Consider the following 24,675-nt stretch of genomic DNA (forward strand, 5'->3'; position numbering starts at 1 on the left):
TCCGTCTCCTGGGTCAGACGTTGAATTCCGGGCCATCGTAGTCTTCAGGCACGTGGATGCGGCCGCTACGAACGCCTTCGGTGAGGTCGGCCAGCCGGGAGGCGAAGCGGCCGGGCACGTCCGGGTGCAGGCTGAGCCGCACCGCTGCTGCATCGTCGAGGCCGATTTTGCGGATTTCGCCCACGCGCAGCTTGCCCTCGCGTTGGTCGCGCACGGCGTTGTAGACACCGATGCCGACGTCGGCGATCGCCGAGGCGACGAAGACCTCCGGGTCGCGTTTGACCCAGTCGACCACGTTGCCGATCTGCTTGATGCCGTGGGCGCGGCAGGCCTCGCCGACACCGCCGCGGCCGGCGTTGAGCATGGTGAAGATGACGTCGGCGCCGGCGGCGATCTGCGCTTCGGCGACGCGCTTCGACAAGGCGTTGTCATCCTGATTGCCGGAGAAGTTGGTCAGCACCCGGATCTTGGGGTTGATCGCATGCACGCCGGCGACATAGGCGGCGCGCCCCTTGAGGCCGGGTTTGACGCGGATGCCCGACATGTGGCCGACGACGTTGCTGCGGGTGTGAAGTGCCGCCAGCGCGCCGGCCAGGAAGGCGGACTGCTCCTGCAGCACGTCGTAGCTCGCGAGGTTGGCCGACGTGACCGCGCCCTGGGTGACGACGAAGCGGACCTTGGGGAACTCGGCCGCGACCTGGCGGGCGGCTTCGTTGTTCTGTCCGCCGTGGGCGATCACCAGGGCCGAGCCGGCGGCGAGCTCGCGCAGGGCGGCGGCCAGTTTGTCGTGCTCGGGGGGAATGTCGTCGATGTGGCGGGTCTTGACGCCGAATTCACTACGGGCGCGCTCCAGGCCGCGGTAGCCGGCTTCCATGAAACCGCCGTCGTCGATCCGGCCGGCGAACAGCGCACCGACGGTGAGCGGTGCGCGCGCGGCGAGCGCCGGCCACGGGCTGCCGGTCAGTGCAAGCGCACCGAGGGCGCCGGTGGCCGCGATCAGCTGGCGGCGGCGCGGGGAATATGCATTGTTGTCGTTCTTCATGCCTTGTCTCCGGAAGGGGTGGGGGCGTGCGGTCAGCCCAGCAGTGCGTCGAGGCGGAAGCGGGCGATCTTGCCGATCTCGCCCAGGCAGGTGCGGAATTCGGTGGCGGCATCATTGGCCAGCCGCGCTTCGACCGCGTCCATGATCTGGTAGCGCGACAGGCCCTTGACCGCGATCACGAAGGGAAAGCCGAAGCGTTCGCGGTAGGCGGCGTTGAGACCGCGCAGACGCTGGAGTTCCTCGGCGCTGCACTGGTCCAGGCCGGCGCCGCGCTGCTCGCCGGTGGAGGCGGTGGTGAGCGTGCCGGCGGCGGCTTCCTTGCCGGCGAGCTCCGGGTGGGCGCGGATCAGTCCGAGCTGTTCGGCTTCGCTCGCGGCATCCAGCACCACGAGCATCGCGGTGTGCAATGCCTCGACGCTGAGGAAGGGGCGGGCGGCCCAGGCGCGCTCGGGTATCCACGGCGAATGCTCGAAGATGTCACCGAGGCGGGCGGTGAACTCCGCCTGCGGCAGCGCCGACAGCGCCGCCAGGGTAAGACGTGGGGTGGTGGTCGGGGTCATGGCGTTCTCGCGGGCGGGTCAGTCGGCAAGGCGGGCGCCCTGGGCGGCCCAGGTGGCGATCAGCGTGCGCTCGTCGTCGGTGATGTGGGTCAGGTTGCCGAGCGGCATGTAGCCGTTGCCCACGGTTTCGGCGATCTTGGCCACGTGCTGGCCGATCTGCTCGGCCGACTCCAGCACCACGCCCTTGGGCGGCTGGGCGAAGCCCTCCCAGCTGGGCTGGGCGGCGTGACAGGCGACGCAGCGAGAGTCGATGACGTGCTTGACCTGGGCAAAGCTCACCGGAGCACCACCGGCATCCACCGCCTTGGGCGCCATGACCACCATCAGCAGCGCGATCAGCGCGGAACCGGCGGCCGGCAGCCACAGCTTGAATTCGCCGCGATGGCGCAGCACGAAGAACTGGCGGATCAGCACGCCGGCCAGCATCAGCACCGCCAGAATCAGCCAGCCGTGCTTGCTGGCGTAGGTCATCGGGTAGTGGTTGCTGATCATGATGAACAGCACCGGCAGGGTGAAATAGGTGTTGTGCACCGAGCGCTGCTTGCCGACGATGCCGGGCTTGGTATCGACTTCCTGGCCCTTGCGGATCTGGTCGACCATGCGCTTCTGGCCCGGGATGATGTGGAAGAAGACGTTGGCCGCCATCATCGTGCCCAGCATCGCGCCGACGTGGATGTAGGCGCCGCGGGCGGAGAAGACCTGGTGCAGCGCCCAGTTGGCGATCATCACGAACACGAACACCAGCGCGGCGAGCAGGCTGTCCTTGCCGATGAGATTGCGGCACAGGATGTCATAGACCACCCAGCCGGCGACCAGCACCGCGATCGAGATGCCGATGGCCGCCGCCGGCGTGAGCGCCATCACCTGGTTGTCGATCAGGTAGCTCGACGCGCCTATCCAGTACACCACCACCAGCAGCGCGAAGCCGGACATCCAGGTGGTGTAGGCCTCCCATTTGGACCAGTGGAGGTCGTCGGAGAGCGGTTCGCCCTTGGGGCCGGTGAGAAATTTCTGGCTGCAGTAGAAGCCGCCGCCATGTACCGCCCACAGCTCGCCGAACACGCCGCGCTTGGCATCTTCCGGCTTCTTCGGCGGCTTGAGCGAGGTGTCCAGCATCACGAAGTAGAAGGACGCGCCTATCCAGGCGATGCCGGTGATGAGGTGGAGCCAGCGCAGCAGCAGGTTGGCCCAGTCGAGGAGATAGGTTTCCATCTTGTAGGTGCTCTCTGTTTCCGGGGTTGGGCCGGCTCAGCTGCCGCGGTAGGTGGAGTAGCTCCAGGGCGAGACCAGCAGCGGCACGTGGTAGTGCTGGTCGGGTGCGGCCACGCCGAAGCGCAACACGACGTCGTCTACGAAGAGCGGATCGGGCAGTTCGGTGCTCTGTGCGCGGAAGTAGTCGCCGGCGGCGAACACGATTTCGTAGCGGCCAGCCTGCAGCGCCGCGCCTTCCAGCAGCGGCTTGTCGCAACGGCCGTCGTGGTTGGTGATGGTGCGCGCGACCTCGCGGCGTTCGCCGTCCAGCCGGTAGACCGTGACCGCGATGCCCGCGCCCGGCCTGCCGGTGGCGGTGTCCAGAACGTGGGTGGTGAGTCGTCCCATGGTGCTGCCTCCTGAGTGCTGTTCTGTTTGTGTGGATGCGACGAGTCTACGACGGCTGGCTCTTACGGGAATCTTTATGTCCTTATAACTGATATATGCTCGCGCTTATTTTGACCAAGGCGGCCGTACACAAGCCGCCGGCCACCGAAGGAGACGCGAGACATGGCCATCCGGCGCGGCGACGATCCGCTCGACACCTATCTGCTGCGGATATTCTGTCTGCTCATCACCGAGCGTAGCGTCTCGCGCACCGCGCTCAAGCTCAACCAGTCGCAACCCGCGATCAGTGCGGCCCTGAAGCGGCTGCGCGACATCCTCGGCGACCCGCTGCTGGTGCGCGAGAAGGGCGGCATGGTGCCCACCGAGCGCGCGCTGGCGCTGCTGTCGCACGCCAAGGGCGCGCTCGCCGAAATCGACCGCATGACCGGCGGGCCGGAATCCTTCGACCCGCACACCACCCGGCAGGAATTCCGCATCGGCTCGCCCGACTATCTGGCGCCGGTGTTCGTCTCCAGCGTGGTCGAACGGCTGCGCCGCGAGGCGCCGCAGGCGCGGCTGACGCTGCATGCGCTCGGCCCCAATGTCGATTTCGAGCGCTCGCTCGCCGAGGGCGATCTGGACGTAGTGATCGGCAACTGGCCGGAACCGCCGCACCGCATGCATCTGTCGATGCTGCTGGAAGACGAGATCGTGTGCCTGGTCTCGGCCCACCATCCGCTGGCGAAGAAGGGCTTCACCCCCGAGGATTACCTGCGTGCGGTGCACGTGGTGCCGATGCCGTATTCCATCAGCCAGCGCGGCGTGATCGACAGCGTGCTCGCATCGCAGCGCATCAACCGCGACGAGCGGGTGATGGTGCAGTCCTTCACCGCCGCGCCCTATGTGCTGCAGAACACCGACCTGGTGTTCACCACCACCCGCCACTTCGCCAGCTTCTACGCCAAGCTGCTGCCGCTGGCCATCATCCCGTCGCCGATCGCCTTTCCGCCGATGCGCTTCTACCAGCTCTGGCACGACCGCAACCACAACGCGCCGGGGCACATCTGGCTGCGACGGCTGCTGAGCGACTGCGGCCGAAGGATCAACGCCGCGCTGGCCTGAGGGGCGCGCCGCCTCAGGTGCGGCCGGGCGCGTCGGCCATCTCGGCGCAGGCCGCGCGCAGCGCCGCCATCATCGCCGGGTCGAAGGGATTGTGGCCGGCGTTCTCCACCCATTGCAGCCGGCTGCCGGGTAGCGCCGCATGCAGCGCCAGCGCGCCCTCCGGCCGGCAGATCGCATCCTGCCTGCCATGCAGCAGGACCACCGGCAGATCGCCCAGCGACGCCGCCAGCCGCCTCCATTCGCCTTCCGGCAGGAAACAGTCGTGGTGCAGGTAGTGCGCCTGCACCCGGTACTTGTCGAGCATGCGCGCCGCGGTTTCGGCGTCGAGCTGCGGCAGCGCGGCCGGGCGGCCGAGGGTGAGGCTTTCCTCCCACTGCATCCAGCGGCGGACGACCGCCAGCGCACGGGCGTCGTCGGCGCCCAGCACCGCCTCGACGACCCGCTCCGCCAGCCGGCCACCGCCCGGCACGCAGGCGGCGAATTCCGCGTGAGCCGCCGGTAGCTGCGTCGCCGCGCCCTCGAAGAACCAGGCTATGTCCTCGCGGCGGGCGAGAAAGATGCCGCGCAGCACCGCACCCAGGCAGGCCTCCGGGTGGCGCGCGCAGTAGGCGAGCGCCAGCGTGGAACCCCAGGAGCCGCCGCTGACCAGCCAGCGCTCGACACCGAGGTGGGCGCGCAGGCGCTCGATGTCGGCGACGAGGTGATCAGTGGTGTTGGCGGCGAGGCTGCCACGCGGCGTGCTGCGGCCGCAGCCGCGCTGGTCGAAGAGGACGACGCGGAATCGGGTGAGGTCGAAGAGATCGCGATGGCGCGGGCTGCAACCGCTGCCGGGGCCGCCGTGGAGGAAGAGCAGGGGCATGCCGGCGGGGTTGCCGCATTGCTCGAACCAGAGGGTGTGGTCGTCGCCGACGTCGAGGAGACCGTCGTTCCAAGGATGGGGCGGGGCGGTGGGGTGGGTGGCCATGGCAATCATGCTATTGCCCATCATTCATCCGGGGGCTAACCGGCAAGTTTGTCGGCCGCGGCTAGCAGACTGTCCAGGATGTTGTCGGCCAGCACTTGGGGGAAGCCGTCCGGCAGTTTGCCACGGACTGCGTGCACAACCGCTGGTGTACGGGCGACCAGGTCATCGACAACGCATTCCGCCCCGCGGCCGTCGGGCGTCACAATCCCATGGCGCTGACCGACAGCCACCCAGTGCCGGCGCAGGATGTCGTGCATACGCCAGTGCGCGTTCTTTGAGCGCACGGCCATGGCCATCTTCACCTTGAAGGGCGACAGCTTGCCGGGGCCTTCGCCGAGCATCGGAGAGGTCGAGAGCACGTCGTAGAGCGGCGTGAGTTCGTAGGCGCCCCCGGGACGCAGGAACAGACTGAAGTTCTTCGCGTGACCATCGGGAGCCCACAGCATCCAGAAGATTACCTGGGCCTGGAAGAACATGCGTCGGTCGCGCTCCGCCTCGCGGGAGGTCGCCAGCAAGTCCATGATGCGACCCGCGCCGGGCCCACCGTCGGATTCGTACTTGAGATGAGGCGGCGTGGCGGTGGCCTGGCACATGTCTTCCTGCGGCAACCGGATGAGCCAGCGCTTCCCGTCGGCAGACGTCCACCACATCCGGTCGAATCGCTCGACCGCCAACACCTTCATGTCCTCGAACTGCAAGGGCTGGGTGCGCGCCACGGGCAAGCCATAGGCGGCCAGAATCTCCGAGCACAGCCACTCGTTTTCGACCGACTCGCGCAGGTCGAGCTGCATGTTGCCGACCAGGCCCAACGGCAGCTTGAAGATGTGGGTGGATGGCGTCGCGCCATGTGGCCGGCACCAGTTGCCGTCGAACCACAGCAGGGCAGTCTTTTCCTGTGCGCCGGCAATGGAAATCCGCAAGGCATCGTCGTCGGCCCGATCCGCGCCGCCCAACGGTGGTTGCGCCACGGTGTTGCGCAGCAGCTGCGCCACCTCTGCGTCGCTCAGCGGCGTTGCCTCCACCGCCTGCACGCCGGCCGGAACCACTCCGTCAGGCAGTATCTGCAGGGCGCCAACGCAATCCCGGCCAATCTCGGTCAGCAGGGAGAACGCATCGGTCGAGCCGGCGTGGAAGCGGCGCGCGACACGCTCGCGGATCTCCTTGCTGTCCGGTAGCAGGTTCTCGAAGTAGGCGCGCACAGCGTCGCCGCGATGAGGGCGATTGCCTGGTGTGAAGGGAAGGGACAGCGACAGCGGCCGCCCTTGCTCGGTGGCCACCCAGTCATCGGCGTACTGCAGGATTTCGCCGGAGTGGGGCGTCACGCTCCATGTGCCCACGAAGGCGCCATTCATCCAGAGGCCCAGGGCCCGTGTGTGAGAACGTCGGCCCACAGGCTCACCAGTTCGGGCCGGATGGCGTGCCACTCGTCGGCGTGGCGCCGCCCTGGCGCAGAACGAGCTCGACATCCAGGATGCTCAGCAGCTGCAGTAAACGGGCGGCACTGACCTTCTCGGCATTGCGCTCCAGCGCGGAGAGCGTCTGCTGGGTCACCCCCAGGCGCATCGCCGTAGCTGCCTGGGTCAAGCCGGCCTGCTTGCGGAACCCCTGAAGCAGTGCGGGAAGCTGCTCTGCGGTGCGAACGGTGAAGTCGGGCATACAACCCTCGTGTTGTATTTACGATTTACAGAATTTAGGCTGTAAATCAAGAATACACAAGCTGCTTTGTATTTTCAGTTTTACAGCTCGTGGTCTGTAATGGGAGCCACCGAAGTGGCTGGCGGAATGTCAGCCACGTGTGGGTTTGCGGGATGTTGCGATTGTGTCGCGGCGGGACCAGGGGTACTTCATGAAAATCATGAGCCCCACTTAACAAACCCCGCGATGTCTCCAGCCGCGTTCCGGCGCACGCTATGTCCCGTGCCCGGACACCCGGTCCGGCACCGCGCCGGGCGCACACCGGCACACACACTGGAGACTCACCATGCAATGGGAAACCCCGACCGCCATCGATTTCCGCTTCGGTTTTGAAATCACGATGTACATCGCGACGCGCTGAGTCGTCTTAGGGGCTCCGCGTCGCGGCTGCCCCTGCGAATACCGCGGGAGGGCATGAGGTGAAGATCAGGGTTCTCGGTTCGGCCGCCGGCGGCGGTTTTCCGCAGTGGAACTGCAACTGCCGCAACTGCGACGGCCTGCGTCGCGGCACCGTGCGTGCCCGCGCCCGCACCCAGTCGTCGATTGCGGTGACTGGCGACGACGAGAACTGGGTGCTGTTCAACGCCTCGCCGGATGTCCTTCAGCAACTGCGCGAAGCGCCGGAATTGCAGCCCGCCCGCGCGCTGCGCGACACCGCAATCCGCGCCATCGTGCTGATCGACGCCCAGATCGACCACACCACCGGCCTCTTGATGCTGCGCGAGCACCGCCAGCCGCACGCGCTGTGGTGTACCGCGCCGGTGCGCGAAGACCTGTCCACCGGCAATCCGCTGTTCGGTGTGCTCGGCCACTACTGCGGGCTGGACCTGCACGAGATTCCGCTGCAGGGCGGCTTCGACATCGCCGGCGTGCCCGGCGTCGGCTTCGCCGCGCTGCCGCTCACCAGCAATGCGCCGCCGTATTCGCCGCGGCGCGACAAACCGGTGCCGGGCGACAACATCGGCGTCACCCTCACCGATACCCGCAGCGGCCGCAAGCTGTTCTACGCGCCCGGCCTGGGCGAGATGGAGCCCCACGTGTGGGCGGCGATGCAGGCCGCCGACTGCGTGCTGGTCGACGGCACCTTGTGGACCGACGACGAGATGATCCGGCTCGGCGCCTCCAGCAAGACCTCCCGAGCCATGGGCCACCTGCCGCAGAGCGGCCCCGGCGGCATGCTGGAGTGGCTGGACCGCCTGCCGGCCAGCACCCGCAAGGTGCTGATCCACATCAACAACACCAATCCCATCCTGGACGAAGACAGCCCGCAGCGCGCCGAACTGGCCGCGCACGGCGTCGAGGTCGCCTGGGACGGCATGGTGATTTCGCTCTGAACCGCTCTTCCTTCACGCCTTCGAGGATGTCCCGCATGGAAGCCGAACTGCTCGCCGCGCCTGCCGCGCCTGCCTTTGCCCCCGCCGCCGGTCGCGACGACCGCCCGCCGATGCCGCGCGAGGAATTCGAGGCGCAGTTGCGCGCCAAGGGCACCAGCTACCACATCTACCATCCCTTCCACGTGATGATGGCCGAGGGCCGGCTGACCCCGGCGCAGCTGCGCGGCTGGGTGGCCAACCGCTTCTACTACCAGATCGCGATCCCGGTGAAGGACGCGGCCATCATGTCCAACTGCCCGGACCGCGAGATCCGCCGCGAGTGGATACAGCGCATCCTCGACCACGATGGCTACGAGATCGGCGGCATCTCCGACCCCGGCGGCATCGAAGCCTGGATACGGCTGGGCGAGGCGGTAGGGCTGAGCCGCGACGACGTCACCTCGCTGCGTTTCGTGGCGCCGGCGGCGCGCTTCGCCGTCGATGCCTACATCAACTTCGCCCGCCAGCGGCCGTGGGAAGAGGCGGTGGCCTCCAGCCTGACCGAGCTGTTTGCGCCGCACATCCACCAGCAGCGCATCGACACCTGGCCGCAGGTCTATCCCTGGGTCAAGCCCGAGGGCCTGCAGTACTTCCGCAACCGGCTGACCCAGGCGCGCCGCGACGTCGCCCACGGCCTGCGCTTCACGCTGGAGCACTTCAGTCAGACGCGCGCGCTGCAGGAGCGGGCGCTGGAGATCCTGCAGTTCAAGCTCGACGTGCTGTGGGCGTTGGCGGATGCGATCATGCTGAGCCAGTGCGAGATCGAGATCCGGGGGCCGAAGGCATGAGCACAGCAGTCGCCGAATCGCTGGACCTGCGCCCGCGCGTCTCCCGCCGCTTCCGCCTGCAGTGGGAAGAGGCGCAGCAGGCCTGGGTGCTGCTCTACCCGGAAGGCATGGTCAAGCTCAACCGCAGCGCCGGCGAGATCCTCTCCCGCTGCGACGGCGAGCGCACCCTCGGCGCCATCGTGGTGGCGCTGGAGCAGGCTTTCGGTGCGGGCAATCTGGCAGCGGACGTCGCCGCCTTCATCGACATGGCCCGCAAGCAGCAGTGGGTCGAATTCGCCGGGGTGTGACCATGAATGCAGTGCTGCCCTCGTCGCCGACGACTACCCTCGGCCCGCCGCTGTGGCTGCTGGCGGAAGTGACCTACCGCTGCCCGCTGCACTGCGCCTTCTGCTACAACCCGGTGGACTTCGCCCGCGACGACACCGAGCTCTCCACCGAGGACTGGCTGCGCGTGCTGCGCGAGGCGCGTGCGGCCGGTAGCGTGCAGTGCGGCTTCTCCGGCGGCGAGCCGCTGATGCGCGACGACCTCGAAGTGCTGGTCGCCGAGGCCCACCGGCTGGGCTACTACACCAACCTGCTCACCTCGGGCGTGGGGCTCACCGCCGAACGCGCGGCGGCGCTGAAGGCGGCGGGGCTGGACCACATCCAGCTGTCCTTCCAGGACTCCACCCGCGAACTCAACGACTTCCTCTCGCACACCCGCACCTTCGACCTCAAGCAGCGCGTCGCCGGCCTCATCAAGGACAACGGCTGGCCGATGGTGATGAACTGCGTGATCCACCGCCTCAACATCGACTACATCGACCGCATCATCGAGATGGCGGTCGAACTCGGCGCCGAATACCTCGAACTCGCCAACAGCCAGTACTACTCCTGGGCGCTGCTCAACCGCGACCAGCTGATGCCCTCGCGCGCGCAGCTCGAACGCGCCGAGCGCATCACCAACGAATACCGCGAACGCCTCGGCGACCGCATCCGCATCTTCTTCGTGGTGCCCGACTACTACGAGCAGCGGCCGAAGAAGTGCATGAACGGTTGGGGCAACGTCTTCCTCACCGTCACCCCGGACGGCACCGCCTTGCCCTGCCACACCGCGCGCATGCTGCCGGGGCTGGACTTCCCCAACGTGCGCGAGATGGATGTGAAATCCATCTGGTACGACTCCGAAGGCTTCAACCGTTACCGCGGCGACGGCTGGATGAAGGACCCGTGCCGGACCTGCCCGGACAAGGAAAAGGACCACGGCGGCTGCCGCTGCCAGGCCTACATGCTGGCCGGCGACCCGACCGCGGCCGACCCGGTGTGCGACAAATCGCCGGCGCACGGCAAGGTGGTCGAGGCAGTCGAACGCGCCAGCGACCCGGCGTGGAAGGGCGCGGAAAAACCGCTGATCTTCCGCGATCCGGCCCGATCGCGCGAACTCGCGGCCTGCGGCAAACACCAAGCGGCCGATACGGCGCTTCGAGGTTGAAGCGCTCACGGGCCTGTTGTATAGTGCGCGCCTTCGCTGCTGTAGCTCAGTCGGTAGAGCAACTGATTCGTAATCAGTAGGTCACCAGTTCGATTCCGGTCAGCAGCACCAAAGATTCAAGCATTTAGGCCAATCCGCAAGGGTTGGCCTTTTGCTTTTCGGGGGTGGAACGGGCGCCCCTTGCCGGCCTTGGGCGACGCTAGGAGAGCACCCCTCAGTGCGGCGCCGTCGCCCGCAGCGGCCACGGCGCCGTCTTCACCCACGGGATGAAGCCGCTCACCGGCATCGGCGGGCTGAGGTAGTAGCCCTGCGCCTCGTCGCAGCCCAGCGCGGCAAGGCGCTCGCAGATGGCTTCGTTCTCCACGCCTTCGGCGATCACCGCCAGCCCGAGGTTGTGACCCAACTCCAGCGTGGACCGCACGATGGTCGCCGCGTCCTCGTCCGCCAGCATGGGCAGGACGAAAGACTTGTCTATCTTGATGGCATCGACCGGTAGCTGCTGCAGGTATGCGAGCGACGAATAGCCGGTGCCGAAGTCGTCGATGAACAGCCGGAAGCCCAGGCTGCTGAGGCGTTTCAGGGTTTCGAGCGCCGTCTGCGGCTCGGTCATGATGGCGCTCTCGGTGATCTCCAGCCCTATCCAGCCTGCATCCGCGCCCCAGGTCAGCAGTGCGCCCTGGATGTGGCCGACCAGGGCGGGGTCGGTGAGGTTGCGCGCCGACAGATTGACCGCGACCGGTACGCGCATGCCGGCCCTCTGCCAGCCGTGACACTGCGTCACCGCGGCATCGATGATCCAGCGGGTGAGCGGGCCGATCAGGCCGGTGCTTTCGATGTAGGGCACGAACTGGTCGGGAGCGATGAGGCCGTAGATCGGGTGCTGCCAGCGCACCAGGGTTTCCAGTGCGACGATCTCGCGCGTTTTCAGGTCCAGCTTGGGTTGGCAGTAGAGAACCAACTGGTTTTCCTCGATCGCGGTGCGCAGTTCGCCCATCAGTTGCAGGCGGCGCGGCTTGTAGGAGTCCTGCTCGGACGCGTAGAAGGCGCAGCCGTCGGCGGTCTGGTGTGCGTGGTGCTGGGCGATCTCGGCGCAGCGCAGCAGCGCGGTCGCGTCCCCGGCATGACCGGGGAAGACGGCGATGCCGAGGTTGGCGCCGACTTCCAGCGTGAAACCGGCAATGTCGAACGGCCGCTCTATGGTCTTCTGCAGGCGCAGTGCGGTTTCGCGCGCGGCCTGGACGCCGCAGTTCGGCAGCAACGCGGCGAAATGGCGGCCGCCGAAGTGGGCGAGCAGGGCGTTTTCGTCCAGTGCGCTGCGAAAGCGCGGACCGACCTGCTGCAGCAGCAGGTCGCCGTTGGCCTGACCCAGCGTGTAGGCGATCTCCTTGAAGCGTTCGAGCGCGAGGATGATCACCGCTACCGGCCGGTTGTCGGTCTGGGCATGGGCCACGGCATCGCGCAGGCATTCCTCGAACTGGACGCGGTTGGGCAGGTCGGTGAGGGCGTCGAAGTAGGCGAGGTGCCGCAGCCTGTCCTCGGCGCGCTTGCGCTCGGTGATGTCCTCGATGATGGCGACCAGCATGCGCGGCGCGTCCGGCGTGCCGGGGATCATCGACACGCTCGCGTTGGCCCAGATCGTGCTGCCGTCGCTGCGCTGGTAGCGCCGCAGCGCGTGGTATTCGCTGATCCTGCCGGCCACGAGCTCCGCCACCTGGGCGCGGATGGCGTCGCCGTCTTCCAGGCTCAGCCCGGTCGGCGTGCGGCCGCGCAGTTCGTCCTCGGTGTAGCCGAGCAACTGCTGCAGCGCCGGGTTGGCGGCGAGGATGCGGCCGTCGGTGTCGATCAGCGCGATGCCGGCCGCCGAGTGCTGGTAGACCGCCCGCCAGCGCTGCTCGGATTCCTGCAGGGCGTCGTGGCTGCGCTGCAGCGCCTGGCGGTTGTCGATGAGCTGCTGCGTCAGCTGGGCGAGGTCTTCGCTGCGGCTGGCCAGCGCCTGCTGCAGCGCGTCGCGGGCGCGCTTCATCGTCACCAGGTTGCGCACCCTGGCGCGCAGTTCGTGGGGCGAGAACGGCTTGGTGACGTAGTCCTGGACCGCCTCGGCGAGCAGCTTGAGCCGCAGCGCCTCATCGCCCCGGGCGGACAATACCAGTACCGGCAGACGCGCCAGTTGCGGGTGCGCGCGCAGTTCGGCGACCAGTGCCTCGCCATCCAGCCGCGGCATCATCAGGTCGGTGACGAGCAGGTCGGGTGGCGCGGCGAGTGCCGCCGTCAGTGCCTCGGCGCCGTCGGCGGCGGTCACGACATGGTAGTCGTCGCCCAGGACTTCCGCGATGAAGCGCCGCATCTCTGCATTGTCCTCGGCGACCAGCACGGTGGCGCGGCCGGCCGCCGGCGGCGCACCGGGGTGGGCGCCGCCACGCTCCAGTTCCTCGACGGCGGCGTCGATGGCGTGGCTGTCTTCGGCACGGTCCCGGCCCTCGTCCGGCAGCCGGACGTAGGCCCCCGCCGCTGCAAGCCGCGGCAGTTCGACCTGGAACAGTGCGCCGCCGGCAGGGGCTTCGGTGACGGTGATGGTGCCGCCGTGCAGGCCGACGAAGTCACGTGCGATCGCCAGGCCCAGTCCGGTGCCGCCGAATTCGCGCGCGGTGCCGCCGTCGCCCTGGTGAAAGCGGTCGAAGATTGCGCTGCGCAGTTCCGGACGCACGCCTGGGCCGCTGTCCTGCACGGTGAGCAGCAGCCTGTCGCGCTCGCAAGGGGCGAGGGTGCAGCTGATCCGCCCGCCCGCCGGGGTGAACTTGAAGGCATTGGAGAGCAGGTTCACCAGCACCCGGTCGAATTTCTCCGGGTCGACCTCCGCCAGCAGCGTATCGGGTGTCGATACCGCATAGGTTAGCGAACGCTGCGGCGCCAGCGCGTCGAAGTGTGCGGCGACGGCGCGCACCGCGCGCGCCAGATCGATCCGTGCATAGTTCAGGCTCAGCTTGCCGGCATCCACCTTTTCCAGGTCGAGCAGGTCGTTCACGTGCTTGAGCAGGGTCGCCGCATTGCGGTGGATGACGAGCAGATCGCGGTGCTGGCGTTCGCTCAGCGCTTCGGTGCCGGCGAGCATGGCCTCGGCCGGGCCAAGGATGAGCGCCAGCGGCGTGCGCAGTTCGTGGCTGACATTGGCGAAGAATTCGCGCTTCGCCGCATCCAGGCGCCGCACCTTGTCGAGCAGTTGTTGCAGGGTTTCGTTCTTGCGCGATATTTCGGCTTCGGCACGCTTCATCTCGGTGATGTCGCGGCCTTCGGCGAGGAGGAAGACGATGTCGCCGTGGCGGTCGCGGACGGGCAGCAGCGAGAAGTCGACGACGATGGTTTCCCCGCCGGCGGCGCGGCCGTAGTTCTCGACGTCGCAGCGCACGAACTCGCCGGCGGCGGCACGGCGGACGGCATCATGCGCCACCCGCCGGGTCTCCTGCGACACGGCCCACCAGCGGGTATCCCAGAACGGTCGGCCGCGCACGTCCGCCAGCCGCAGGCCGGCGCCTTCCAGCGCCGCGCGGTTGATCTCCAGCGTCGTGCCCTGCGCATCGAGCAGGCCGACGAACTGGTACATGCCGTCGAGCAGGATGCGTGCGAGCTTCTCCCTGTGGGTCTGGGCGCTGTCGGTGGCGGCCAGTGTCACGGCGCCGACCTGCAGCGTCGGCGAGTCCCTGAACAAACGGTTCAGCGGCGCTGTGCCATGTCCTGGATATCTGCCGGTCCTTTCCTTTCCCGTTTCCGATTTCACGAGCGAACCCCCTGAATGCCCGACACGGCGACCGGATTGCGTAGCGCGATGCTGCTATGAGGCTAGTTCCGTCGCCGATGGACTGCAAAGGGGCGAACTCCGCTGGCCGCTGGCGCGTTGCTGCCGTCCGGACTGAAAGCAAACCGAAAGCCCTTCTCCGTATCGTCGGTCTCCATGCAGGGGCCAGGCGGACCGTCCCTGCCGACAACAAGCGGATGACGCGATTCGCCTCGGCCAGCCGGCATAGCCGGCGGGGCGACGGCGATGCCTTAGTGACGAGGAGACAATCATGTTCAAGAACATCTTCAAGGCGACTATCGTCGCCGGTGCGATCGGTTTCGGCGTGGTGGCGAGCGCGCCGGCGCTGGCGCTCGACAGCCTCAAGATCCTGGTGCCGGCCAACCCCGGCGGCGGCTGGGATCAGACTGGGCGGGCGTTGCAGGCGGCGCTGAACTCGGAGAGCGTGGTCAAGAAGGTCACGGTGGACAACAAGGGCGGGGCCGGCGGCACCATCGGCCTGGCCCAGTTCGTCAATGGCGCCAAGGGCGACGGCAATGCAACCATCGTCGGCGGCATGGTGATGGTGGGCGCGATCGCCACCAACAAGTCGCCGGTGAACCTCAGCCAGGTGACGCCGCTTGCGCGCCTCACCGGCGAAGTGCTGGTGGTGGTGGTGCCGGCCAGCTCCAAGATCCAGACGCTGAAGGAACTGCTCGACCAGTTCAAGGCCAACCCCGGCTCGGTGGCGTGGGGCGGCGGATCGGCCGGCGGTTCGGACCACATCCTTGCCGGGCTGATCGCGCAGGCTGTCGGTGTCGCGCCGGCCAAGGTCAATTACATCGCCTATGCCGGCGGCGGCGAAGCCCAGGCGGCCATCATGGGCGGCCACGTGGCGGCGGGCATCAGCGGCTTCGGCGAATTCCAGTCGCAGATCAAGTCGGGCAAGCTGCGCGCGCTGGCGGTCTCGGGCGCCGAACGCATCCCCGGCGAGAGCGTGCCGACGCTGAAGGAGCAGGGCGTCGATGTCGAACTCATCAACTGGCGCGCGATCTTCGGCGCGCCCGGCATCACCGAGGCGCAGCAGAAGGAACTGGTCGCCGCGCTCGACAAGGCGGTGGCATCGGCCTCGTGGAAGGAAACGCTCAAGCGTAACGATTGGGCCGACATCTACCTCACCGGCCCGGAATTCAAGAAGTTCCTCGAGGCGGATATCGCCCGCCTGAACAAGCTGGTCACCGACCTCGGCTTGGTCGCGAAGTAAGCCTGCAGCGCCTGGGCTGGCGCGGCAACGCCTGTCCGGGCCCCGGCCGCGAGCGCGGCCCGCCTGCCCTCCATCGTCCGGAGATTTTCGACATGCTTTCCAACATCATCGGCGCCGGCGTCGGCCGCGCGCTGCGATCCGTGCTGGCCGGCTTCGCCCTGGCGGCCGCGGCCAACACGGCGCTCGCCGCGGACTACAAGATCCTCGTTCCGGCTGCGCCCGGCGGCGGCTACGACCAGCTCGGCCGCGCCGTGCAGGCTGCGCTGCAGGGCGCCAGGCTGGCCGGGCGGGTGCAGGTGAACAACGTTCCCGGCGCCGGCGGCACGATAGGGCTGGCGCAGCTCATCAACGGCAGCACCGGCGACGGCGGCGCGCTGATGGCGAGCGGCAAGGGCATGGTGTCGGCGGTGTATATCAACGCGTCGCCGGTGAGCCTGTCGAACGCCACTCCGATCGCCCGCCTGACCGGCGAATTCGAGGTGCTGGTGGTGCCGGCGTCGTCGCCGCTGAAGTCCATGGCCGACCTGGTGGCGGCCTACAAGGCCAACCCCGGCGCGGTGTCGTGGGCGGGCGGCTTTGCCGGCGGCGTCGATCAGCTCACCGCCGGGATGATCGTGCAGGCCATCGGCGGCGAGGCCGGCAAGTTCAATTACGTCGCCTTCGGCAGCGGCGGCGAGGTGCTGGCCCAGGTGCTCGGCGGCCACGTCACCGTCGGCCTCGGCGGCTACAACGAGTTCGCCGCACAGATCCGGGCCGGCAAGCTGCGCGCCCTGGCCATCACCGCGGCGGCGCGGGTCAAGGACATCGACATCGCGACCCTGAAGGAACAGGGCATCGACGTGGAGTTCGTGAACTGGCGCGGCCTGATGGCGGCGCCAGGGATCAGCGATGCCCAGCGCCATGCGCTGGTGGCCCTGGTGACGCAGATGGCTGCCAGCGAAGCGTGGAAGGCGACGCTCGCCAAGAACGGGTGGACCGACATGCTGATGACCGGCGACGCCTTCACAAGCTACGTCGAAGCCGAACAGAAGACGGTCTTCAAGCTGGTCAACGAGCTCGGGCTGGTGAAGAAATGAGCACGCAGGCACGCATCCGGCCCGGCGAACTGCTGATCTCGCTCGCGCTGCTGGCCCTCGGCACCTTCGTGGTGCTGGAGACCGGCGGCATTGCCGAAACCCAGGGCTATTCCCAGATCGGGCCGCGCCTATTCCCCTATCTCATCGGCACCGGCCTGAGCGTGTGCGGCACCTGGCTGGCGTGGCAGGCGCTCACCGGCGGATGGCGCAACGTGCCGCAGGACGACGGTACGCACGCCGCGCCCGACCGCATGGCCTTCGTCGTCGTCAGCGCGGGCGTGCTGCTGCACATGGTGCTGATCGCCTGGGCCGGCTTCATCCTCGCTTCGGCGCTGCTGTTCGTGCTGGTCGCGCGCGGCTTCGGCAGCACGCGGCCGGTGCGCGACCTCGTCCTGGCCCTGGCACTGAGTACCGCCGCCTATTTCCTCTTCACGCACGGACTGGGGCTGACGCTGCCCGCCGGCCCTTTCGGAGGCTGACATGGATACCCTGAATGCACTGCTTTCCGGCTTCGCCGTCGCGCTGAGCCTGCAGAACCTGCTGCTCGGCTTCGTCGGCGTCACGCTGGGCACCGCGGTGGGCGTGCTGCCGGGCGTCGGCCCGGCGCTGACGGTGGCGCTGCTGCTGCCGGCGACCGCAAGCTTCGACCCGACCGGCGCGCTCATCATGTTCGCCGGCATCTACTACGGCGCCATGTTCGGCGGCTCAACCACTTCGATCCTGCTCAACACGCCGGGAGAGTCCTCGACCATCGTCACCGCGATGGAAGGCAACCTGATGGCCAAGCGCGGCCGCGCCGGTCCGGCGCTGGCGACCTCGGCGATCGGCTCCTTCGTCGCCGGCACCATCGCCACGCTGCTGCTTACCTTCGTGTCGCCGCTGGCGGTGGATGTGGCGCTGAAGTTCGGCCCCACCGAGTACTTCGCGGTGATGGTGCTCGCCTTCGTCACGGTGTCGGCGGTGCTCGGCGCCTCGCCTGCGCGCGGGCTGGCCAGCCTCTTCCTCGGTCTGACCATCGGCCTGATCGGGCTGGATAGTCAGACCGGCCAGGCACGCTTCACGCTCGGCATCCCCGAACTGCTCGACGGGCTCGACGTGGTGGTGGTCGCGGTCGGACTGTTCGCGGTCGGCGAGACGCTCTACGTCGCCACCTACCTCAACCGCAGCACCGACACCGTCGAGCGGATGAAGGGTTCGATCTGGATGAGCAAGGACGACTGGAAGCGCTCGTGGAAGCCGTGGCTGCGCGGCACCGCGCTGGGCTTCCCGTTCGGCTGTATCCCGGCCGGCGGCGCCGAGATTCCGACCTTCCTGTCGTACGCGGCCGAGAAGAAGCTCAGCAAGCATCCGGAGGAATTCGGCCAGGGCGCCATCGAGGGCGTGGCCGGGCCGGAGGCCGCCAACAACGCTTCCGCCAGCGGTACGCTGATGCCGCTGCTGACCCTCGGCCTGCCGACCACGGCGACCGCCGCCATCATCCTGGCCGCCTTCCAGCAGTACGGCCTGCAGCCCGGCCCGCTGCTGTTCGACACCCAGCCCGAGCTGATCTGGGGCCTGATCGCCAGCATGTACATCGGCAACGTCATCCTGCTCGCGCTCAACCTGCCGCTGGTCGGGCTGTGGGTCAAGTTGCTGACCATCCCGCGCCCGCTGCTCTACGCCGGCATCCTGATCTTCGCCACGCTGGGTGCCTACGGTCTGCGCAATTCCTGGTTCGACCTCGCGCTGCTGTACGGCATCGGCGTGATCGGCTTCGTCATGCGCCGCTACGACATCCCGGTGGCGCCGGTGCTGGTCGGCATGATCCTCGGGCCGCTGGCGGAGCAGCAGTTCCGCCGCGCGCTGGCGATCAGCCAGGGCGATCTCGCCATCTTCGTCACTCAGCCGATCTCGGGTGCGGTGCTGGCCGTCACCGCGCTGGTCGTCGTCGTGCCGCCCGTGTGGCGCCGCATCGCGCGGATGCGCGCGGCTGCGATCGGTCATCACAACCCCGCATAAGGAGACTTTCCCGTGTTCGAATTCATGATGGACGGCGCCTTCTGGGTGTCGGTACTGCAGATCATCGCCATCGACATCCTGCTCGGCGGCGACAACGCGGTGGTGATCGCGCTGGCCTGCCGCCGGCTGCCCGAGCACCAGCGCAACAAGGGCATCGCCTGGGGCGTGGTCGGTGCCATCGGCCTGCGCGTGGTGCTGATCTTCTTTGCCCTGCAGCTGCTCGAACTGCCCTTCCTCAAGCTGGTCGGCGCGCTGCTGCTGCTGTGGATAGGCGTCAAGCTGATGCAGCCGGAGGACGAGGACGGCCACGGCAATATCGAAGGCAGCACCCACCTGTTCGGCGCGATCAAGACCATCGTCGTCGCCGACGCGGTGATGAGCCTGGACAACGTCATCGCGGTCGCCGGTGCGGCCAAGGGCGATCTCGGCCTGGTGGTGTTCGGCATCGTCATCAGCATTCCCATCATCGTCTGGGGCAGCAAGTTCGTGCTCAAGCTGATGGATCGCTTCCCCATCGTGATCACGCTCGGTGCCGCGCTGCTCGGCTGGATCGCCGGCGGCATGCTGGTCGGCGATGTCATGCTCAAGCCCTGGCTGGAAGGCATGCCGGGCTGGTTGCATTACGTGACGTCGGCCATCGGTGCGCTCTTCGTGGTCGCGCTCGGCGCCTGGCTGGCCCGGCGCGAGACGGCGGCGCCGCTGGTCGAACTCGCGGTCGAAAACGCCGGCGACAGCGCCGGGCGTGGCGAATGAAGGAGAACACGATGCTCAAGATACTGGTACCGGTGGACGGCGCCGACAATGTCGGCCCGGTGGTCGACCACCTGCTCAGGCTGCGCGCCGCGAGCGGCGAACCCGACATCCACCTGCTCAACGTGCAGATCCCGATCGACTCCGGCCACGCGCGAATGTTCGTCGGCCACGACGAGCTCGAGCGCTATCACCGCGACGAGGGGCTGGCGGCGCTGGAGGCCGCCCGCCGCCTGCTCGATGCCGCTGGCGTGCGCTACACCCATCACATCGCGGTTGGCCACGTCGCCGATACCATCATCCGCTACGCCGGCGAGCACCGCTTCGACAAGATCGTCATGGGGACGCACGGGCGCAGCGGGCTGATGCTGGCATTGCTCGGCTCGGTCGCGCACGAGGTGCTGGAGCGCTCCACCATCCCGGTGACGCTGGTCAAACCCGGCGCGACCGGCTGAGCCCCGCGGTCAGGAGAGTCCGATGACGCTGAAGAAGACGGTGACGCTGCTGCTTGCGCTGGCGACCGCGCCGCAGGCCCTGGCGGCCGACGCCGCCGGTGCCGCGGTTAAGGCGCCGACGCTGACCATCGTGGTGCCCTTCACCCACGGCGGCCCCACCGACGAGATCGCGCGCATCCTGGCCGAGCCGCTCGGCCGGGCGCTGCAACGCAAGGTCGTCGAGCGCAACGTTCTCGGTGCAGGCGGCACGCTCGGCGCCGAGAAGGTCAGCAAGGCCAAGCCCGACGGCACGATGCTGCTGCTGTCCAACATCGGCCACGCGACCAGCGCGACGCTCCATCCCAAGCTGCGTTACGACCCGGTGGCCGGCTTCGAGCCGGTCGGCCTGGTGGCCGATGTGCCGATGACGCTGGTCGGGCGCCGCGACCTCGCCGCCGGCAACGTCGGCGAACTGCTGCGCGACGTCCGCGGCGGCATGAGCTACGCCCACGCCGGCACCGGCTCGGCGTCGCACCTGTGCGGCCTGCTGCTGCGCAGCGCCAGCGGTGCGCCGCTGCGCGCGATCGCCTACCCGGGCACGCAGGAGGCGCTGTCCGATCTCGCCGGCGGCCATGTCGACCTGCTGTGCGACCAGCCGACCAACACCCTGAAGGCGATCGAGACCGGGCAGGTACGGGGCTATGCGGTGACCGGTCCGGCGCGGCTCGACCTGCTGCCGGCGCTGCCGACCGTCCGCGAAGCGGGGCTGGCGGGGGTCGAACTGGTGGTGTGGCACGGCCTGTATGCGCCCAGGGGAACGCCGCCGGAGGTCATCGACGCGCTCGCTGCCGGCCTGCGCCGCGCGCTCGCCGAACCGGCGCTGCAGGCGCGCATGCGCCAGCTCGGTGCGCAGCCGGCCAGCGCCGCGCAGGCGACGCCGGCGGCGCTACGCGAGCGCCTGCAGTCGGAGATCTCGCGCTGGCAGCCCATCCTGCGCGATGCCGCCGCACAAAGCGAATGAACCTGCGCCGCCGCCGGCAGCGCGCAAGCCTTTCCGCCTACAAGGATCCATCATGTTCAAGCACATCCTCGTTCCGACCGACGGTTCGCCGCTTTCCGACGAGGCCGTCGAGCGCGCGATCGCACTCGCCCAGACCCTGGGCGCGCGCCTGACCATCCTCAACGCCACCGCCGAGGCACCGTTTCCGGTGACCAACTTCGGCGAGGACGGCCATTACGATCCGGCACGCTCCAGCCGCTTCGCCGAACAGGCAGCGGCACATGGCCAGCGCATCGTCGAAGCCGCCGTCGCCCGCGCCCAGGGTGCCGGCGTCGAAGCCGAGCACGTGCTGGAGACCAGCGACGTGCCGCATCGCGCCATCATCCGCGCCGCCACCGAACGCGCCTGCGACCTGATCCTGATGGCCTCGCACGGCCGTCGCGGCCTCGACGCGCTGCTGCTCGGCAGCGAGACGCACAAGGTGCTGACCTACTGCAGGATTCCGGTGCTGGTCTGCCGCTGAAGCACGGCGCTCAGGTCAGCGGCAGTTCCACCTCGACGCACAGGCCGCGGCCGCCGGCGCCGTCCTTCAACGCGATCCGGCCGCGGTGCGCCCAGCAGATCTCGCGCACGATCGCGAGGCCGAGGCCGCTGCCCTCGGTGTCGCCCTGGCCGAGGATGCGGTAGAAGCGCTTGAACACGTTCTCGCGCTCGGCCTCGGGGATGCCCGGCCCCTCGTCGCAAATGCTGACGACCGCCTCGCCGCCCCAGGCCGCCACCGCGACCACGACCTGGGAGGCCGGCGGGCCGTAGCGCAGGGCGTTGTCCACCAGGTTCGCGACCATCTCCCGCAGCATCGCCGCATTGCCCTGCAGCGTTACCGGTGCATCCGGGCCTTCGTAGGCGAGGTCGATGTGCTTCTTCAACGCGAGCGGCACCAGGTCCAGGGCCACCTCCCTGACCAGCGCGCTCAGGTCCACCGGCGCGCGCTCGCCGATGATGCCGTTGATGGCCTCGGCGTGTGACATCGCCAGCATCTGGTTGGCCAGCCGCCGTGTCGAATGGATGGTCGCCAGCAGGCTGGCGAGCGTGCGCCGCATCTCGTCGGCATCGTTCTGGCGCAGGCCGTATTCGGCCTGGGTGGTCAGCACTGCCAGCGGCGTGCGGATCTGGTGCGCGGCATCGGCGAGAAAGCGCCGGCGCGCGACCAGCATCGCCGACAGCCGCTCCATGTGGTGGTTGATCGCGTCGATCAGCGGGCCGACTTCGGTCGGCACGTTGCCGCCCTCGACCGGCGTCAGATCCTCGTCGTCTCGGTTGCGTATCGCCTCGCGCAGCTTGAGCAGGGGGCGGAAGGCCGACGCCAGCGCGATCACGATCAGTACGGCACCGACGCCGATCAGCGCGAGCTGGCGCCGCAGGCTGTCGAAGAAGAGGTCGCGCGCGAGCGCGGTGCGGGCGCCGGTGGTTTCGGCGAACACGATCAGCACCGCGTCGCCGCCGGCCAGCAGCGGGTCGTAGAGCCGCTTGCGCATGGCGCCGATGCGCACTTCCTCGCCCTGGAACTGCGCGGTGGCGATCCGTACCTCGCCGGTGTCCGGCGGCAGCTCGCGCGGCACGAGGCCGGCGTAGCCGGTCAGCAGTTTGCCGTTGGGGGCGACGAGGGCGTAGAAGATCCGCTCCTGCGCGCTGTCCTCGAACACCTGGAAGGCGGAATAGGGGATGTCCACATGGATCTCGCCGGCGAGCGAGTGGGTACGCTCGCCGACCGCCTTGATCGAGGCGGTGAGCGAGCGGTCGTAGGCGCGATTGACCACCTCGAGCGCGCTGCGGTAGGACAGCACCGCGTTGATCGCCAGCACGATCAGCAGCGGCGGCAGCAGCCACCAGCCGACCCGCCGGCGCAGGCTGTAGCGGACCTTCGACGGCATGGTCCGGCCGCTCAGGGGGCTGGCGTCTCGGCGAGCAGGTAGCCGAGCCCGCGCAGGGTGTTGATCGCCACGCCGGAGCCTTCGAGCTTCTTGCGCAGGCGCGAGACGTAGATCTCGATCGCTTCCGGGCGGGCCTCGGCGTCGAAATCGAACACCTTTTCGAACAGTGCCTCGCGCGCGACCGGGCGCCCTACGCGCGACAGCAGTGCCTCCAGCACGGCGAGTTCGCGCGGCGTCAGCGCCAGCGGGGCGCTGCCGACCGAGGCCAGGCGGGTGGTGGTGTCGAACTCCAGGCGGCCTATGCGCACTAGCGGCACGAGGTTGCCGCTGCGCCGCAGCAGCGCCTTGATGCGCGCCTCGAGTTCGGTCAGCTCGAAGGGTTTCGGCAGATAATCGTCGGCGCCCAGGTTGAGACCCTTGACCCGCTCTTCGGTGGTGCCGCGCGCGGTGAGCACCAGCACCGGGGTCGGCGGCCCCTGTTCGCGGCTGCGCAGGCGGCGCAGCACCTCCAGGCCATCGAGGCCGGGGAGCGACAGGTCCAGGATGACCAGATCGTAGGCTTGCGAACGCAGCGCGTGGTCGGCATGGTCGCCACGGTCGAGTACGTCGAGCGCATAACCGGCGTGGCGCAGGGCTTTCGCGACCCATTCGGCGAGTTCGGCATGATCCTCGACAAGCAGCAGGCGCATGGCTGACCCCGAAAGATTATCGAAAGCTTGGGCGGCGATTATTGTCGAAAAAGAGCGGGTGGGCCAAGCCGTGACCGGCGAGCCCACGCAGGAGGAGACAGGATGGGCCGGATTAGACAGCTGCTCTGCGCCGCGCTGGCGTTGAGCACGTTCGCGGCGTTCGCGCAGGGCAATGCCGACCGGCTGGCGGCGGCGGTGCGCGAGGGCGGCCGGGTGGTGGTCTATGCCGCCACCGACCGCGACATCGTGCAGCCGGTGCTCGACGCCTTCGAGGCGCAGCATCCGGGCGTGCGCATCGACTATCACGATATGAATTCCGCCGAGGTGTATCGCCGCGTGGTCGCCGAGGCCGAGCAGGGCCGGCACGAGGTCGACGTGGTGTGGAGTTCGGCCATGGACCTGCAGGTCAAGCTGGTGAACGACGGCTACGCTCAGCCCTACCGTTCCGCCGAGACCGCCGCGCTGCCGGCCTGGGCGGTGTGGAAGGACGAGGCCTTCGCCACCTCTTACGAACCTGCGGCCATCGTCTATAGCAAGCGCGCGCTCGGCCCCTACGAGGTGCCCGATACCCACGCCGCGCTGATCCGCCTGCTCGCCGAGCAGCCCGACCGCTTCCGCGGCCGCGTCGCCACCTACGACCCCGTCCGCGCCGGCCTCGGCCTGCTGCTGCACAGCCAGGACGCGCTCGCCAACCCCACCGCCTTCTGGCAGCTCGCGCGCGCGCTCGGCGGCCGCCAGGTGGAGCTGCACGTCAAGACTGCGGTAGTACTCGACCGCATTGCCAGCGGCGAGGTACTGATCGGCTACAACCTGCTCGGCTCCTACGCGCATTCGCGCGCGCGGCTCGATCCCAATGTCGGCGTGGTGTGGCCGCGCGACTACACCCTGGTGCTGAGCCGGGTGGCCTTCGTTGCGCGGCGTGCGCCGCATCCGGCGGCGGCGCGGCTTTGGCTGGACTTCCTGTTGTCGGCGCAGGGGCAGGTGCTGCTCGCCCGCGCCGGCTTGTTCTCGGTGCGCGAGGACGCCAGCGACGCCGCCGGCCTGCGCCAGCAGCTCGGCACCGCCTTCCGGCCGATCGCGCTCGGCACCGCGCTGCTGGCCTACCTCGATCAGGTCAAGCAGCGCGACTTCCTGCGCGAGTGGGAAGCCGCGATGCGCAAGCCCTGAGCGG

At 68.6% G+C, this 24,675-nt stretch carries 25 protein-coding genes and 1 tRNA gene; 16 read left to right on the forward strand and 10 right to left on the reverse strand.

What is annotated here, in order from left to right; translation table 11 throughout:
* Positions 1 to 13: 13 nt before the first annotated feature.
* From CJ010_RS07180 to uraH, 4 genes are read right to left on the reverse strand one after another with little or no spacing between them, the layout of a single operon-like run.
* Positions 14 to 1,042 carry a BMP family protein gene (locus CJ010_RS07180; protein ID WP_141017403.1) on the reverse strand — a complete coding sequence of 343 codons (1,029 nt, stop codon included), beginning with the start codon at positions 1,040 to 1,042 and terminating at the stop codon, positions 14 to 16.
* Positions 1,043 to 1,074: 32 nt separating this feature from the next.
* On the reverse strand, positions 1,075 to 1,602 hold the full coding sequence (gene uraD / locus CJ010_RS07185; protein WP_141017404.1) for a 2-oxo-4-hydroxy-4-carboxy-5-ureidoimidazoline decarboxylase: 528 nt from the start codon (positions 1,600 to 1,602) through the stop codon (positions 1,075 to 1,077).
* 18 nt (positions 1,603 to 1,620) lie between these two features.
* Positions 1,621 to 2,814, reverse strand: a complete 1,194-nt coding sequence (locus CJ010_RS07190; RefSeq protein ID WP_141017405.1) for a urate hydroxylase PuuD — start codon at positions 2,812 to 2,814, stop codon at positions 1,621 to 1,623.
* A 36-nt stretch (positions 2,815 to 2,850) separates the two neighbouring features.
* On the reverse strand, positions 2,851 to 3,201 hold the full coding sequence (gene uraH / locus CJ010_RS07195) for a hydroxyisourate hydrolase (RefSeq protein ID WP_141017406.1): 351 nt from the start codon (positions 3,199 to 3,201) through the stop codon (positions 2,851 to 2,853).
* A gap of 162 nt (positions 3,202 to 3,363) precedes the next feature.
* On the opposite strand from uraH, the gene CJ010_RS07200 reads away from it, so the two are divergent.
* Complete coding sequence (locus tag CJ010_RS07200) at positions 3,364 to 4,302, forward strand: LysR family transcriptional regulator (protein WP_141017407.1); 939 nt, start codon at positions 3,364 to 3,366, stop codon at positions 4,300 to 4,302.
* 13 nt (positions 4,303 to 4,315) lie between these two features.
* Here CJ010_RS07200 and pip read toward each other — a convergent pair whose 3' ends face one another.
* From pip to CJ010_RS07215, 3 genes are read right to left on the reverse strand one after another with little or no spacing between them, the layout of a single operon-like run.
* A complete protein-coding gene (pip, locus tag CJ010_RS07205) occupies positions 4,316 to 5,266 on the reverse strand; it encodes a prolyl aminopeptidase (protein WP_240794522.1) in 951 nt (316 codons plus the stop codon).
* 35 nt (positions 5,267 to 5,301) lie between these two features.
* Positions 5,302 to 6,618 carry a type II toxin-antitoxin system HipA family toxin gene (locus tag CJ010_RS07210; protein WP_141017408.1) on the reverse strand — a complete coding sequence of 439 codons (1,317 nt, stop codon included), beginning with the start codon at positions 6,616 to 6,618 and terminating at the stop codon, positions 5,302 to 5,304.
* A 43-nt stretch (positions 6,619 to 6,661) separates the two neighbouring features.
* Positions 6,662 to 6,922, reverse strand: a complete 261-nt coding sequence (locus tag CJ010_RS07215) for a helix-turn-helix domain-containing protein (protein ID WP_141017409.1) — start codon at positions 6,920 to 6,922, stop codon at positions 6,662 to 6,664.
* A 325-nt stretch (positions 6,923 to 7,247) separates the two neighbouring features.
* On the opposite strand from CJ010_RS07215, the gene pqqA reads away from it, so the two are divergent.
* The 6 genes from pqqA (at position 7,248) to CJ010_RS07245 (ending at position 10,704) form a co-directional block, all read left to right on the forward strand.
* The gene (pqqA, locus tag CJ010_RS25690; protein ID WP_083831988.1) at positions 7,248 to 7,322 is read left to right on the forward strand and encodes a pyrroloquinoline quinone precursor peptide PqqA; all 75 of its coding nucleotides are present in this window, start codon (positions 7,248 to 7,250) and stop codon (positions 7,320 to 7,322) included.
* Positions 7,323 to 7,380: 58 nt separating this feature from the next.
* Entirely contained in the window at positions 7,381 to 8,295 is a 915-nt protein-coding gene (gene pqqB / locus CJ010_RS07225) for a pyrroloquinoline quinone biosynthesis protein PqqB (RefSeq protein ID WP_141017410.1), read from the forward strand.
* 35 nt (positions 8,296 to 8,330) lie between these two features.
* Positions 8,331 to 9,122, forward strand: coding sequence for a pyrroloquinoline-quinone synthase PqqC (pqqC, locus tag CJ010_RS07230; RefSeq protein WP_205754909.1), 792 nt, complete (start codon positions 8,331 to 8,333; stop codon positions 9,120 to 9,122).
* Positions 9,119 to 9,409 carry a pyrroloquinoline quinone biosynthesis peptide chaperone PqqD gene (gene pqqD / locus CJ010_RS07235; protein WP_141017411.1) on the forward strand — a complete coding sequence of 97 codons (291 nt, stop codon included), beginning with the start codon at positions 9,119 to 9,121 and terminating at the stop codon, positions 9,407 to 9,409. Before pqqC ends, pqqD begins: the two co-directional genes overlap by 4 nt.
* Before the next feature lie 2 nt (positions 9,410 to 9,411).
* Entirely contained in the window at positions 9,412 to 10,593 is a 1,182-nt protein-coding gene (gene pqqE, locus CJ010_RS07240) for a pyrroloquinoline quinone biosynthesis protein PqqE (RefSeq protein ID WP_141017412.1), read from the forward strand.
* Between the two features lie 35 nt (positions 10,594 to 10,628).
* Positions 10,629 to 10,704, forward strand: a tRNA-Thr gene (locus CJ010_RS07245).
* Between the two features lie 103 nt (positions 10,705 to 10,807).
* Here CJ010_RS07245 and CJ010_RS07250 read toward each other — a convergent pair.
* Positions 10,808 to 14,260: an EAL domain-containing protein gene (locus CJ010_RS07250; RefSeq protein WP_205754910.1), complete on the reverse strand. Its 3,453-nt coding sequence runs from the start codon at positions 14,258 to 14,260 to the stop codon at positions 10,808 to 10,810.
* 394 nt (positions 14,261 to 14,654) lie between these two features.
* On the opposite strand from CJ010_RS07250, the gene CJ010_RS07255 reads away from it, so the two are divergent.
* From CJ010_RS07255 to CJ010_RS07290, 8 genes are all read left to right on the forward strand, one after another.
* Positions 14,655 to 15,626: a tripartite tricarboxylate transporter substrate binding protein gene (locus CJ010_RS07255; RefSeq protein WP_141017414.1), complete on the forward strand. Its 972-nt coding sequence runs from the start codon at positions 14,655 to 14,657 to the stop codon at positions 15,624 to 15,626.
* 92 nt (positions 15,627 to 15,718) lie between these two features.
* On the forward strand, positions 15,719 to 16,702 hold the full coding sequence (locus CJ010_RS07260; protein ID WP_141017415.1) for a tripartite tricarboxylate transporter substrate binding protein: 984 nt from the start codon (positions 15,719 to 15,721) through the stop codon (positions 16,700 to 16,702).
* On the forward strand, positions 16,699 to 17,181 hold the full coding sequence (locus CJ010_RS07265) for a tripartite tricarboxylate transporter TctB family protein (protein ID WP_141017416.1): 483 nt from the start codon (positions 16,699 to 16,701) through the stop codon (positions 17,179 to 17,181). Before CJ010_RS07260 ends, CJ010_RS07265 begins: the two co-directional genes overlap by 4 nt.
* Before the next feature lies 1 nt (position 17,182).
* Entirely contained in the window at positions 17,183 to 18,700 is a 1,518-nt protein-coding gene (locus tag CJ010_RS07270) for a tripartite tricarboxylate transporter permease (RefSeq protein ID WP_141017417.1), read from the forward strand.
* A 12-nt stretch (positions 18,701 to 18,712) separates the two neighbouring features.
* Positions 18,713 to 19,453, forward strand: coding sequence for a TerC family protein (locus tag CJ010_RS07275; protein ID WP_141017418.1), 741 nt, complete (start codon positions 18,713 to 18,715; stop codon positions 19,451 to 19,453).
* A gap of 11 nt (positions 19,454 to 19,464) precedes the next feature.
* Complete coding sequence (locus tag CJ010_RS07280) at positions 19,465 to 19,905, forward strand: universal stress protein (protein ID WP_141017419.1); 441 nt, start codon at positions 19,465 to 19,467, stop codon at positions 19,903 to 19,905.
* Between the two features lie 22 nt (positions 19,906 to 19,927).
* On the forward strand, positions 19,928 to 20,905 hold the full coding sequence (locus CJ010_RS07285; RefSeq protein WP_141017420.1) for a tripartite tricarboxylate transporter substrate-binding protein: 978 nt from the start codon (positions 19,928 to 19,930) through the stop codon (positions 20,903 to 20,905).
* Between the two features lie 52 nt (positions 20,906 to 20,957).
* Positions 20,958 to 21,407: a universal stress protein gene (locus CJ010_RS07290; RefSeq protein WP_141017421.1), complete on the forward strand. Its 450-nt coding sequence runs from the start codon at positions 20,958 to 20,960 to the stop codon at positions 21,405 to 21,407.
* A 10-nt stretch (positions 21,408 to 21,417) separates the two neighbouring features.
* Here the strand turns inward: CJ010_RS07290 and CJ010_RS07295 are convergent, their stop codons facing one another.
* Positions 21,418 to 22,815 carry a sensor histidine kinase gene (locus tag CJ010_RS07295; RefSeq protein ID WP_141017422.1) on the reverse strand — a complete coding sequence of 466 codons (1,398 nt, stop codon included), beginning with the start codon at positions 22,813 to 22,815 and terminating at the stop codon, positions 21,418 to 21,420.
* An 11-nt stretch (positions 22,816 to 22,826) separates the two neighbouring features.
* On the reverse strand, positions 22,827 to 23,504 hold the full coding sequence (locus tag CJ010_RS07300; RefSeq protein ID WP_141017423.1) for a response regulator: 678 nt from the start codon (positions 23,502 to 23,504) through the stop codon (positions 22,827 to 22,829).
* A gap of 102 nt (positions 23,505 to 23,606) precedes the next feature.
* Between CJ010_RS07300 and CJ010_RS07305 the strand changes: the two genes are divergently transcribed.
* Positions 23,607 to 24,671 carry an ABC transporter substrate-binding protein gene (locus CJ010_RS07305; RefSeq protein ID WP_141017424.1) on the forward strand — a complete coding sequence of 355 codons (1,065 nt, stop codon included), beginning with the start codon at positions 23,607 to 23,609 and terminating at the stop codon, positions 24,669 to 24,671.
* The last annotated feature ends 4 nt before the right edge of the window (positions 24,672 to 24,675 follow it).

Origin of the sequence: Azoarcus sp. DD4, from assembly GCF_006496635.1 — a bacterium.
Taxonomy (GTDB): domain Bacteria; phylum Pseudomonadota; class Gammaproteobacteria; order Burkholderiales; family Rhodocyclaceae; genus Azoarcus.